This window comes from Escherichia sp. TW09308 (assembly GCF_000208565.1).
Taxonomy (GTDB): Bacteria; Pseudomonadota; Gammaproteobacteria; order Enterobacterales; family Enterobacteriaceae; genus Escherichia; species Escherichia marmotae.
Genome location: NZ_AEME01000001.1, coordinates 4,196,267 through 4,210,578 on the forward strand (window position 1 = coordinate 4,196,267; position 14,312 = coordinate 4,210,578).

The window sequence follows — 14,312 nt, forward strand, 5'->3', positions numbered from 1 at the left end:
AATTATTTAGAGTAACCCTTTGTCTTATTAAGATAAATGGACTCGCTAAGGATGTGCGCCATTTATCAGGAATGCCATTATGAGCCTGATTATTGATGTTATTTCGCGTAAAACATCCGTCAAACAAACGCTGATTAATCCGGGCGACGTCACGGTTGTTATTTATGAGCCATCTGTGGTGCAGGTTCATGCTCAGGCATCTGCCGTCGCACGTTATGTTCGCGAAGGAAATGACCTGCTGATTTATATGCAGGATGGTACGGTTGTCCGCTGCAATGGCTATTTTTTGCAAGCGGCTAATTCAACTGAACAATCGGAGCTGGTCTTTGCCGATGGACAACAGCTTACACATGTCACTTTTGCTGATACTGCTGCGGGTGGTTTAGCCCCTGTGGAGCTGGTAGCCCATACTGCAGCCATTGAAAGTATTGCACCATTTCTTGATACCGTTGCTCAGACGAGCACCTTCCCGTGGGGATGGTTAGCGGGTGCAGCGGTAGGTGGCGGCGCGCTTGGCGCTTTGCTGGCAAGTGGTGGTGGTGATGATTCGAAAACTGAAGTGGTTAATAACCCACCGCCAGCCGAACCAGGCAATGCTACCCCGTCATTTTTAGTGACCGATAATCAGGGCGACCAGCGCGGCATTCTCGCTACCAATGACATCACCGATGACACCACGCCAACCTTTAGCGGCAGCGGACAGGCGGGGGCGACCATCCAGATCAAAGACAGCAACGGCAACACCATCGCCAGTACACAGGTAGACAGCAACGGGCACTGGAGCGTTTCTTTACCTACACAAAGTGCCGGTGAACATACCTGGTCAGTCGTGCAAATTGTCGGCAACACCATCACCGATGCCGGTTCGATAACGTTAACTATCGACAACAGTCAGGCCGCCGTACAGGTTGCCACCACCGCAGGCGATAACATTATTAACGCCAGCGAGCAGGCTGGCGGATTTACACTTTCTGGCAGCAGTAGCCATCTGGCACAGGGAACAGAACTCACCGTCACGCTTAACGGCAAAACTTACACGACTACCGTGGGGGCTAACGGCGCGTGGAGCGTGCAGGTGCCGACTGCCGATGCGCAGGCGTTAGCTGAAGGGAACCTGGCAGTACTGGTTAGTGGTAAAGATGCCACGGGCAATACGGTCACTGGTGCGCAACTATTAACAGTCGATACCCAGCCGCCGACGCTTGCCATCAATGCTATCGCTCAGGACAACATTGTCAGCGCCGCGGAACATAATGCCGCGCTGGTGTTAAGTGGTACATCGAATGCTGAAGCGGGACAAACCGTTACCCTGACAGTAAACGGTAAAAGCCATACAGCAATCGTCGGTAGCGACGGCACATGGCAGGTGACGCTGCCTGCCGCAGAAGTGCAGGCACTGACGGAGGGTAACTACGCCGTAAATGCCAGCGTCAGCGACCGGGCAGGAAACGCCACCAGCAACAGCGCAAATTTCACGGTAGACACCAGTGCGCCTGTGGTCAGCGTTAACACCGTTGCGGGTGACGATGTTCTTAACACCGCTGAACAGATTGTGGCACAGATTATTTCCGGGCGGGTCAGTGGGGCTTCACCTGGCGACACGGTCACCGTCAAATTAGGTGCCACGGTTCTGACCGGTGTGGTGCTGGCAGACGGCACCTGGAATGTCGCTCTGGATCCAGCGGTAACCCGCACGCTGGCGCGTGGGCCTAACGACCTTATTGTCACGGTTACCGATGCTGTCGGAAATACCGGTACAGCGACTCATAACATCACCCTGGCGGGCGTCGCGCCGCAGGTGGCGATAGATCCCATCAGCGGTGATAACGTACTGAATGCGCTGGAGTCTCAGCAGCCGCTAACGTTAAGCGGCACCAGCAATTTGCCCGATGGCGGCACGGTTAACGTGACGCTGAATAATGTCACTTATAGTGCGCAGGTTAACGGCGGCGTGTGGTCAGTGAGCGTGCCAGTAAGCGATGTCCTGAACCTGGCAAACACCAACTATATTGTTACCGCCAGCGCCACGGATGTGACCGGCAATACGGGAACCGCGCAAAGCAACTTACTGGTCGATACGGTGCTGCCGCAGGTGATTATCAACACCTTTGCGGGCGACAACGTGGTGAACAATGCCGAAGCGGCGGCAGATCAAACCCTGAGCGGGCGCGTAGTGGGCGCAGTGCAGGGCGATACTGTAACCATTGAGCTGGGTGGCAATACGTACACGGCGACGGTGGGGAGCAACCTCACCTGGAGTGTGAACGTTCCGGCGGCTGATTTACAGGCGCTGGGCGATGGCGCATTAACAATCAACGCCTCTGTGACGAACGGACACGGCAACACCGGTAATGGTGAACGTGATATCACCATCAGCGCCACGCTGCCGGGTCTGCGTATCAATACTATTTCCGGCGATGACGTTATTAACGCCCTCGAACAGCAGCAAGATCTGGTTATTTCTGGTAGCAGTAGTCATCTCCCCGCGGGCACCACCGTGACGGTAACGCTCGGCAACGAAACGTATCAAGGCGTGACCGATAGCAACGGCAACTGGCAGGTGGGCGTTCCGGCTGCGGACTTGCAGGCGCTCAGTGCAGGCACGGTCGTCGTGACGGCCAGTGCAACAGACCTGGCAGGTAACCCGGTCTCTATCGACCACAACGTGCTTGTTGATGCGGGTGAAGTGGCGATCGCTATCAACATCGTTTCCGGCGATGACATTATCAACGCCGCAGAAAAAGGCTCGCCGCTGACGCTGACTGGCACCACCCAGGGCGTCGAGGCCGGGCAAACTGTGGTGGTGAAATTCGCCGGGCAAACCCTGACGACCACAGTACAGAACGACGGTTCCTGGAGCCTGACCGTACCCGCCAGTACAGTCAGTAGCCTGTCAGATGGCGCAACGGAAATCACCGCAACTGTCACTAATACCAGCGGTAACACCGGCGACACCTCCCGCACGATTACCGTCGATAGCCAGGCTCCGGCCTTAAGCATCGATTCGCTGACCGCCGATAACATCATTAATGCCACTGAAAGCGGACAAGATTTGTCTATCACCGGCACCACCGACGCCCAGCCAGGGCAGACGGTAACGGTCACGCTGAATGGGCAGACCTATCAGGGCACCGTGCAGTCAGACGGCACCTGGAGTGTGACCGTTCCCGCCGCTAACGTTGACGCGCTGGCTGACGGCAACGCCACGGTCACTGCCAGCGTGAACGATGTCGCCGGTAACCCGACCAGCGTTTCACGCGTGGCACTGGTGGATGCCACGCCGCCGGTGGTGACCATTAATCCGGTGGCGACCGACAACGTCATCAACACGCCGGAACACACCCAGACGCAAATCATCAGCGGCACGGTCACTGGCGCACAGGCGGGCGATATCGTCACCGTGACGCTGAATAATGAGAATTACACCACGGTGGTGGATGCTTCCGGCAACTGGAGTCTGGGCGTTCCGGCCTCGGTGGTCAGTGGGCTGGCGGACGGCAGTTATCCTGTCAGCGTCTCGGTAACCGACAAAGCCGGAAACACGGGCAGCCAGTCACTGACCGTCACGGTCGATACCGCCGCGCCGGTGATTGGTATTAACACCATTGCTGGCGACGATGTGATTAACGCCAGCGAAAAAGGAGCCGATGTTCAAATTACCGGCACCAGCGATCAGCCTGTTAATACCGCCATCACCGTGACATTGAACGGGCAAAATTATACGGCGACGACCGACGCCTCCGGCAACTGGAGCGTGACGGTTCCGGCATCGGCGGTAACCGCATTAGGCCAGGCCAACTATACGGTGACAGCAGCGGTGACCAGCGGTATCGGCAATAGCGCCACCGCCAGCCATAACCTCCTGGTCGACAGCGCGCTGCCCGGCGTGACCATTAATCCGGTAGCAACCGACGATATCATTAACGCCGCCGAAGCGGGCGTAGCGCAAACCATCAGCGGGCAGGTGACTGGAGCTGCCGTTGGCGACACGGTAACCGTTACGCTGGGTGGCAATACCTACACCACCACCGTACAGCCTGGATTAAGCTGGAGCGTGAGCGTTCCGGCGGCGGATATCCAGGCGCTGGGTAATGGTGATTTGACGGTGAGCGCCTCAGTCACCAATGAAAACGGCAACACCGGCAGCGGTACGCGGGATATCACCGTTGACGCCAATCTGCCTGGTCTACGGGTCGATACGGTGGCGGGTGATGATGTGGTCAATATCATCGAACACGGGCAGGCGCTGGTCATCACCGGCAGCAGCTCGGGGCTGGCAGAAGGCACGCCGCTTACCGTCACGATTAATAATGTGGAATACACCACTGCGGTGCAGGCCGATGGTAGCTGGAGCGTGGGCGTCACGGCGGCGCAGGTTAGCGCCTGGCCTGCGGGGACGGTGACGGTTGCCGTGTCCGGGGAAAGTAGTGCCGGAAATCCGGTGAGCATCACTCATCCAGTGACGGTCGATCTCACTCCGGCGGCTATTTCTATCAACACCATCGCCACGGACGACGTGATTAATGCCGCAGAAAAAGGCGCTGATTTAACCCTTTCCGGCACCACCACTAACGTAGAAGCCGGACAAACGGTCACCGTGACCTTTGGCGGGAAAAATTACACTGCCAGCGTGGCGAGCGATGGTAGCTGGACTGCCACCGTACCCGCCGCTGATTTAGCGTCATTAACTGATGGTGCCGCCACCGCGCAGGCCAGCGTCAGCAACGTCAACGGCAATAGCGCCTCGGCGGTGCATAACTACAGCGTCGACAGCAGTGCGCCAACCATCATTATTAATACCGTTGCCAGCGACAATATCGTCAATGGCAGCGAAGCCGATGCGGGCGTGACGGTGAGCGGTAGCACCACCGCCGAAGCGGGGCAGATTGTTACGGTAACGCTCAATAGCCCAACCGTGCAGACGTATCAGGCAACGGTACAGGCCGATGGCACCTGGAGCATCAATATTCCGGCGGCAGATCTCGCAGCGTTGACGGATGGCAGCCATACCCTGACGGCGACGGTCAATGACAAAGCGGGCAACCCGGCGAGCACCACGCATAATCTGGCGGTGGATCTCACCGTTCCGGTACTTACCATCAACACCATTGCCGGCGATGACATTATTAACGCCGCCGAACACGGGCAGGCGCTGGTGATTTCTGGTTCCAGCACCGGTGGAGAAGCGGGGGATGTCGTCACCGTTACGCTAAACAGTAAAACCTACACCACGACGCTTGATGCCTCCGGCAACTGGAGCGTCGGCGTTCCGGCGGCGGACGTCACCGCGCTAGGCAGCGGTTCACAGACCGTAACGGCGAGCGTTACCGATGCGGCAGGCAACAGCGACAGCGAGACGCACACGGTTACCGTTAACCTTACCGCGCCGACTATTGGCATTAACACCATCGCCACCGATGACGTCATTAACGCCAGCGAAAAAGGCGCGGATCTGCAAATATCTGGCACCAGTAATCAGCCCGCAGGCACCACAATTACGCTGACGCTTAACGGGCAAAATTACACCGCGACGACAGACGCCGCAGGCAACTGGAGTACCACAGTGCCAGCCTCTGCTGTCGGCGCGCTGGGCGAAGCCAGCTACACGGTGACGGCGAACGTCACCGACAGCGCGGGTAACAGCAATTCCGCCAGTCATAATGTGCAGGTCAATACCGCGCTGCCTGGCGTCACCCTTAATCCGGTGGCGACCGACGATATTATTAACGCGGCGGAATCGGGTTCCGCCCAGACTATCAGCGGCCAGGTGACGGGCGCAGCGGCGGGCGATACCGTCACCGTAACGCTTGGCGGGAAAACCTATACCGCCACCGTGCAGGGCAATTTAAGCTGGAGCGTGGACGTTCCGGCAGCGGATATTCAGGCCATCGGTAATGGCGACCTGACGGTTAACGCCTCGGTGACCAACAGCGTGGGCAATACCGGCAGCGGTTCGCGAGATATTACTATCGACGCCAATTTGCCTGGTCTGCGCGTCGATACCGTGGCGGGCGATGATGTGGTCAATAGCATCGAGCACACTCAGGCGCTGGTGATAACCGGTAGCAGCAGCGGGCTGGCTGCGGGCGCGGCGCTGACGGTGGTGATTAACACGGTCACTTACGCTGCGACAGTATTAGCCGATGGCACGTGGAGCGTCGGTGTTCCGGCGGCAGATGTGGGCAACTGGCCTGCGGGGACGGTGAATATTACGGTTTCAGGCGCCAGTAGTGCCGGAAACCCGGTCACCATCACCCATCCGGTCACCGTCGATCTGGCGGCGGTGGCGATTTCCATTAACACCGTTTCCGGCGACGATGTGATTAACGCTGCTGAAAAAGGGGCAGATTTAACCCTTTCTGGCAGCACCTCCGGCGTGGAAGCGGGGCAAACCGTCACCGTCACCTTTGGCGGCAAAACTTATACCGCCACTGTAGCGGGCGATGGTAGCTGGACAACCAGCGTACCCGCCGCCGATCTCAACGCGTTACGCGACGGTGACGCTACGGTGCAGGCCAGCGTCAGCAACGTTAACGGCAACACGGCTTCGGCAACCCACGCCTACAGCGTCGATGCCACGGCACCCACGCTTTCCATCAATACCATTGCCACCGACGATATTCTTAACGCCGCTGAGGCGGGCAATCCGTTAACCATCAACGGCACCAGTAGCGCCGAAGCGGGTCAGACGGTAACCGTCACGCTTAATGGCGTCAGCTATATCGGCACCGTTCAGGCGGACGGAAGCTGGAGCGTCAGCGTACCGACAACAGATCTCAGCAATCTGACCGCCAGCCCGTACACCGTCAGCGCCTCGGTAAACGACAAGGCGGGTAACCCGGCGACCGCAATTCACGGTCTGGCGGTGGATCTCACTGTTCCGGTATTAACGATCAACACCGTCTCCGGCGATGACATTATTAACGCCTCCGAACACGGACAGGCGCTGGTGATCTCCGGTTCCAGCACCGGCGGGGAAGCGGGCGATGTCATCACCGTCACGTTAAACAGTAAAACCTACACCACGACGCTGGACGCTTCCGGCAACTGGAGCGTCGGCGTTCCGGCGGCAGATGTCACTGCGCTGGGCAGCGGTGCGCAAACCATCACCGCGACCATTACCGACGTGGCAGGCAACATCGATGACGCCAGCCGCACGGTTACCGTGAATCTGACCTCGCCAACCATTGGCATCAACACCATTGCTACGGATGACGTGATTAACGCCACGGAAAAAGGCGCGGATCTGCAAATCACCGGCACCAGTAATCAGCCAGCGGGCACTACGGTTACAGTGACGCTGAACGGGCAAAATTACACCGCCACCACAGATGCTTCCGGCAACTGGAGCACCACGGTGCCAGCTTCGGCGGTTAGCGCGCTGGGTGAAGCTAACTACACAGTAACCGCGAACGTCACAGACAGCGCGGGCAACACCAACTCCGCCAGCCATAGCGTGCTGGTCAACAGCGCCTTGCCTGCTGTCACCATTAACGCGGTGGCGACCGACGATATTATTAACGCTGCTGAATCCGGTAACGCGCAAACCATCAGCGGTCAGGTGACGGGCGCAGCGGCGGGAGATACTGTCACCGTCACGCTGGGCGGCAACACCTACACCGCCACGGTGCAGGCTAATTTAAGCTGGAATGTCAGCGTTCCGGCGGCAGATATTCAGGCCATCGGCAACGGCTCTCTCACCGTAAACGCCTCGGTGACTAACGGCGTCGGCAACACCGGCAGCGGTACGCGCGATATCACAATCGACGCCAATCTGCCTGGCTTACGGGTCGATACTGTGGCGGGCGACGATGTCATTAACAGCATTGAGCACAGTCAGGCACTGGTGGTAACCGGTAGCAGCACCGGGTTAACGGCAGGAACGGCGTTAACGGTCGTTATCAACAACGTCACTTATGGCGCGACGGTGTTAGCCGACGGCACATGGAACCTCGGTGTTCCGGCGGCGGATGTCAGCAACTGGCCTGCGGGTACGGTGGATATTACGGTAAGCGGCACCAACAGCGCCGGAACAACCTCCACCATTACCCATCCGGTCACCGTCGATCTGGCGGCGGTTGCCATCACCATTAACACCCTTTCCGGCGATGATGTGATCAACGCCGTCGAGAAAGGCGAAACGCTGGTGGTGAGCGGCAGCACCAGTGGCGTGGAAGCCGGGCAAACGGTGACCGTCACCTTTGGCGGCAAAAATTACACCACTACCGTGAAAGCCAACGGTAGCTGGACGGTGAACGTGTTACCTGCCGATCTCGCTGCGTTGCCGGACGGCGCGGGCAACGTGCAGGTGAGCGTCAGCAACATTAACGGCAACAGCGCCCAGGCGGATCGCGCGTACAGCGTCGATGCCACCGCGCCGCTTGTGACCATCAACACCATCGCTGGCGACGATATTCTCAACGTAAGCGAAGCTGGCGCGGGGATAACCATCAGCGGCACCACCACGGCGCAGGCCGGACAGACGCTGACCGTTACGCTGAATAACAACACTTACCAGACCACCGTTCAGGCGGATGGCACCTGGAGCGTGAACGTTCCGGCAACGGACTTAAGCGGATTAACCGCCAGCAGCTATACCGTGACTGCGACGGTGAGCGACAAAGCGGGTAACCCGGCAAGTGCCGACCATGCGCTGGCGGTGGACGTTACCGCACCTGATCTCACCATTAACACCGTTGCGGGCGATGACATCATCAACGCTATCGAACACGGGCAGGCGCTGGTCGTCAGCGGAACCAGCACGGGCGCGGCGGCGGGCGATGTGGTCACGGTTAACCTGAACGGTAAAAACTACACCACCACGCTGGACGCCTCCGGTAAACTCTTTTTTAAGTGTTTGCAGTAAAGTTAGAATATCTTTATATTTTTTTCATTAAAATGAAAGCCATAGGGTTCAAAAGATTTTAGATAATTTAAATACCCTCTTAGTTTGTTAATCGTTAATTGACTGTTATCCTGTTCTTTAAGAGCATGATCAAATGCTGAGCGAATTTTCTTTCTGTAAGTTCTAGTTGGCCTTACCGCCTCATTAACGAGAATCCCAGTGACAACTTGACGGCTATTATATGAAGATATTCGCTTTTTTTCTTTATTTAATTTAAATCCATGTGATAGTAATTTATCCTCAGCAATACTTATAAGTATCTCTAAGTTTTCTTTTTTATCACTACTGATGGATATATCATCAGAGTAACGAGTATATATACTATCAAGAGTTAAGGCTTGAAAACTCATTTCTTCGTCAAATTCGAAAAGTACTGCATTTGATATTATAGGGCTTGTAGGTGCACCTTGTGGAAGTGCATCATTATATGTAACTATACCAGAAATAGTGTTGATAACATGCTCCGGTATGTTATTTTTATAAAAACAATCCTTGACCATCTTTTTATTAATCGAACCAAAGTAATCCGAAATATCTATATTTGCGACAAACTTTTTTCTTACATGATTAATTGCATTATCTTTTATACTTACACCACTTCTGTATGAATAACAGGAAGAGTGTATTTTTAAACGGTTTAACAGATGATCTTTTAACCAATACTGTAAGGTTTTAATGAATTTCCGGGGAGCAAGGATGGGTCTAAAACCACCGGATTTTTTTTGTAAATTAAATGTGCGATAGTATCTTTGGGGAGATTTTATCATTGCAGTTATCAACCCTGGAGATATGCCAATACAAGAGGCAATAGCAGTTACTCCATCACTATTAAAAAAAACTTCGTCGAGTTTATTAAATGAATAGTAATTTAAAGAAAAACCTAATCGGCCAATAGAGTGGTGTGGCGAGCTTTTCGTTGTGGGTGGTGTGCTGGCCTCATTACTGGACATCGAACCAATATTTAATTGCTCGTAGATCCGCACCCAAGCCTGTCTTGGGCTGCTGGGCAGGGTCCCTGCAGCCCAAGACAGGCTTGGGTGCGGAACCTCTTTTGAATTGTGCCTTAACTGTAAAGACGGCGAACCACCGCCCATATTCTCTGTATCAGTTGAGGCCAGCACTCTTAATTTACTAGCAGAGTGGCAGTTGTCAAGCATAAATAGTCTAATTTTATCACGAAGCTTTTTCAGCGATGGAGTTAGTCGTTCATTTCCTTTAGGCGTTAACGAATAAAGGTTGTTACGCTTCGATACTTGATGTATATATCCATGTTGATCAAGTAATTCAAAATAATGAATCATTTTCTCAACTTCAGGTAATAAACCATTATCATTTAAAGTAGATGCAAGGTAATTTAAAACCTCATTTGGAGATGCGGGCTGAATAACGGATAGCCCCCAAACAATTAATTTATAATTAGTAGATTCTTCCATATTAATATCCTAATAAACCACCTTTTCGCTGAATTATTTTTTTGTTTTCTATCCTAGAAATTACAGATTTTAACCCATCATCATCTAGTGAGTTTAAAGAATATAACTTGCAGTTATTATCATCACAGTATTGAAAAGTTCCATTAGATAAAAAAATATCGCTATTTTTTAAGGTGTCGCTAGATATTATTATTATATCTGTACTATCGATTTTTGTAGATACTTTAAAGTAACTTATTAATGTTAGTTGTGATAATGTGACTTCATCTAATGCAAAAATTATCACAGTATCACATTTGACGGTTTTTATAAATTCCAACTCCGCAAGATGTGGATATGTTATTTGAGTTTTAGGTAGGACTGTTTTTCCTCCGCCCTCATAAACTTTAGCACCCATCCTATCTAATTTTTGTTTTATTTCTTCTATGACTTTTAAAGTTGCTTCATCATCAATTTCTTTGTTAGGATAACAAAGTAATATGTTATACTCTGCAGATACAAATTCTTCTTTTAAAGAGCTTCTTATCTCATCAATTAGAGAGTTTTTTATTGCATTTGTATCAATGTGAGGACTATTGGCATTAACAATGACTTGCGTGATAATTGTCGTATTGTTCTTACCCACGACAGTAGACTTTATGTTTTGATCAACATTTTGAGATTTATTATTTTCCATCATCTTGTTTAATATTTGTTGTGTTACCCCATCCAAAATTAAAAACCTTAGCGATCTTTTGGGTGCCGGTTTTTATTTTTTTTCTAAATATTAATGCTGTGATGGCTAATACTATAAGTGATATGGCATAAACGCCAATACCAGAGAAAACCCATTCTGCATTACTATGTAGCCACGTCATGTTTAGCTCTCAGTTCATTAATTTATCAGAATACCACTGTAGCATTATTCGCCTATTTTTCAAGTATATAGCATGATTATATGTGCCTCGAATAGTATTTTTATCTACATGGGCTAGCTGTATCTCAATCCATGCACTATCAAACCCTTGCTCGTGCAGAATTGTCGACATTGTATGCCTAAAACCGTGACCTGTAGCACGTCCTTTATAACCAAGTAACTCAATCACTTGCGATACGCTTTCTTTCGAGATCGGTTTGCTGCGGTTGTTCCTACCGGCAAAAATGTAAGGATAATTTCCGGTAATAGGTTTGAGCTGTTTAAAAAGGTCAACTACCTGAGTCGATAAAGGAACAATGTGCGGCCTACGCATTTTCATACGTTCTGCTGGTATCTCCCATATACCTTTTTCGAGGTCTACTTCTTTCCACGTAGCAAAGCGCATCTCCTGCGTTCTTACACCAGTTAGCATAACTATCTTCGTAGCATTTTTGGTGATGATGCTACCGGTATACGCTTCGAGATCCCGAATAAAATGAGGTAATTCTTCGGCAGATAGAAATGGATGATGTTTTGGCTTAGGAACGGCCAGAGCGATGGCTAAATCAGGAGCAGGATTGTATTCCGCGCGACCAGTTATGATTGCGTAACGATAAACCTCACCGCATCTCTGACGTACCTTACGTGTTTTCTCTAGTGCTCCACGTTTCTCTATTCGTCGCAATACTTCAAGTAGTTCTAATGGTTTGATTTCACTGATATGGCGTTTACCAATGAACGGGAACACATCTTGCTCAAAAGTCTTAATGATTTCTTCTCGATAGGCCACAGTCCAGCGGTCAGCTTTGTTGGTATGCCATTCTCGACATATTGCTTCGAAAGAATTTTCTGTTGATAACTTTTGGGCGAGTCTTAAAGCTTTGCGTTCCTCTACCGGGTCAATGCCATTAGCAACCTGCTTACGGGCGATATCACGCTTTTCACGTGCTTCTGCGAGGCTTACTAAATCGTAGCTGCCAAATGACATTAACCGCGCTTTCCCTGCAAACCGGAAACGGAAACGCCAGCCTTTCGAGCCATCGGGATTGATAAGCAATGACAGACCTTGTCCATCGTTCAATGTGTATGGTTTGTCTTGTGGTTTTGCACGTTTGATCTGTATATCGGTTAGAGCCATGTGTATAACTGAAAACTACGTATAAAAAATCTATACACATTACTATACATATTTTTCGCGGATTCAGGGAGATGATCTCGGACTATTACGGATAAGCTGATTATTCATCGCATTGAATATAAAGGATTTTATGGAGTGTCTCGGAACTGGCTGGATGAGGTTTGGCGGAAGATCACAGGAGTCGAACCTGCCCGGGACCGCTGGCGGCCCCAACTGGATTTGAAGTCCAGCCGCCTCACCGGAGACGACGATCTTCCGCGCCTCGATTGCTACATGGAGGCGGGGCGCATTATAGCTACTTCCTTGAGTTTCTACATCCCCTGGTTCATTTTTTTCCGGGCAATATGCGCAAAGCTTTATCTCTAACCCATTATAATTAACATAAATATCATATATTCCAATGATATATGGGTAAGTTTATCGCTACCACGATCACATAAAACAAGAATCATAAATTAATAACCAGATATCGGAATATTCACTCTGGCAGGGATGGTTTACAAAACTCTTTATCGGTCTCAGCACCCCCATAGCATCAAGGAAAAGCAGATGAAGAGTGAAGTGTTGTCCGTTAAAGAGAAAATTGGTTATGGCATGGGAGATGCCGCCAGCCACATTATCTTCGATAACGTAATGTTATATATGATGTTCTTTTACACCGATATTTTTGGTATTCCTGCCGGATTTGTCGGAACCATGTTTTTGGTCGCTCGTGCACTGGATGCGATTTCCGATCCTTGCATGGGGTTGCTGGCCGATCGAACGCGCTCTCGCTGGGGTAAATTTCGACCGTGGGTACTGTTTGGCGCACTGCCATTTGGTGTGGTCTGTGTACTGGCATATAGCACGCCAGATCTCAGTATGAACGGTAAAATGATCTATGCAGCAATTACTTATACCCTACTTACCTTACTTTATACCGTCGTCAATATCCCTTACTGCGCATTGGGTGGTGTAATTACCAATGACCCGACTCAGCGTATCTCGCTGCAATCCTGGCGTTTTGTGCTGGCGACCGCGGGAGGCATGCTCTCCACTGTGCTGATGATGCCGCTGGTTAATTTAATTGGTGGTGATAATAAACCACTCGGTTTCCAGGGCGGCATCGCGGTGCTTTCCGTGGTGGCATTTATGATGCTGGCTTTCTGTTTCTTCACCACTAAAGAACGCGTTGAAGCGCCACCTACGACGACGCCTATGCGGGAAGATTTACGTGATATCTGGCAAAACGACCAGTGGCGTATTGTCGGTATTCTCACCATTTTTAATATTCTGGCGGTGTGTGTACGTGGTGGGGCGATGATGTATTACGTCACGTGGATTCTGGGTACGCCGGAAGTGTTTGTCGCTTTTCTCACTACTTATTGCGTGGGTAACCTGATTGGTTCCGCACTGGCAAAACCACTGACCGACTGGAAATGTAAAGTCTCTGTCTTCTGGTGGACGAACGCCCTGCTGGCCGTGATTAGCCTCGCGATGTTCTTCGTTCCCATGCAGGCCAGCATCACCATGTTTGTCTTCATCTTCGTGATTGGTGTGTTGCATCAACTGGTGACACCTATCCAGTGGGTAATGATGTCCGATACCGTTGACTACGGCGAGTGGTGTAATGGTAAACGACTCACCGGGATCAGTTTTGCTGGCACGCTGTTTGTGCTCAAACTGGGGTTGGCCTTCGGAGGCGCACTTATCGGATGGATGCTGGCTTACGGTGGATATGATGCAGCAGAAAAAGCGCAGAACAGCGCCACAATTAGCATCATTATCGCGCTATTCACGATTGTTCCGGCGATCTGTTATTTGCTGAGCGCGATTGTCGCTAAACGCTACTACTCTCTCACAACGCACAATCTGAAAACCGTTATGGAACAGTTGGCTCAGGGCAAACGCCGTTGCCAGCAGCAATTCACCTCTCAAGAAGTGCAGAACTAAGGAACGGCA

General features: G+C 51.6%; 4 protein-coding genes, 1 tRNA gene and 1 pseudogene. 2 read left to right on the plus strand and 4 right to left on the minus strand.

Going from position 1 to position 14,312, the window contains the following annotated elements:
* Positions 1-79: 79 nt before the first annotated feature.
* A pseudogene (gene siiEA, locus ESM_RS01000000125425) lies at positions 80-8,839 on the plus strand (BapA-related adhesin SiiEA); the annotation flags it as partial.
* Between the two features lie 29 nt (positions 8,840-8,868).
* Here the strand turns inward: siiEA and ESM_RS0120245 are convergent.
* From ESM_RS0120245 to ESM_RS0120265, 4 genes are all read right to left on the minus strand, one after another.
* A complete protein-coding gene (locus ESM_RS0120245) occupies positions 8,869-10,338 on the minus strand; it encodes a retron St85 family RNA-directed DNA polymerase (RefSeq protein ID WP_000393066.1) in 1,470 nt (489 codons plus the stop codon).
* 1 nt (position 10,339) lies between these two features.
* Positions 10,340-11,050, minus strand: coding sequence for a hypothetical protein (locus tag ESM_RS0120250; RefSeq protein ID WP_010379987.1), 711 nt, complete (start codon positions 11,048-11,050; stop codon positions 10,340-10,342).
* Positions 11,051-11,204: 154 nt separating this feature from the next.
* Positions 11,205-12,371 (minus strand): tyrosine-type recombinase/integrase, encoded by a 1,167-nt coding sequence (locus ESM_RS0120260; RefSeq protein ID WP_001218971.1) that lies wholly within the window; start codon positions 12,369-12,371, stop codon positions 11,205-11,207.
* A 162-nt stretch (positions 12,372-12,533) separates the two neighbouring features.
* Positions 12,534-12,628: transfer RNA gene (locus ESM_RS0120265), tRNA-Sec, on the minus strand.
* A 292-nt stretch (positions 12,629-12,920) separates the two neighbouring features.
* On the opposite strand from ESM_RS0120265, the gene ESM_RS0120270 reads away from it, so the two are divergent.
* Positions 12,921-14,303 carry a glycoside-pentoside-hexuronide family transporter gene (locus ESM_RS0120270; protein ID WP_000834449.1) on the plus strand — a complete coding sequence of 461 codons (1,383 nt, stop codon included), beginning with the start codon at positions 12,921-12,923 and terminating at the stop codon, positions 14,301-14,303.
* Positions 14,304-14,312 lie beyond the last annotated feature (9 nt).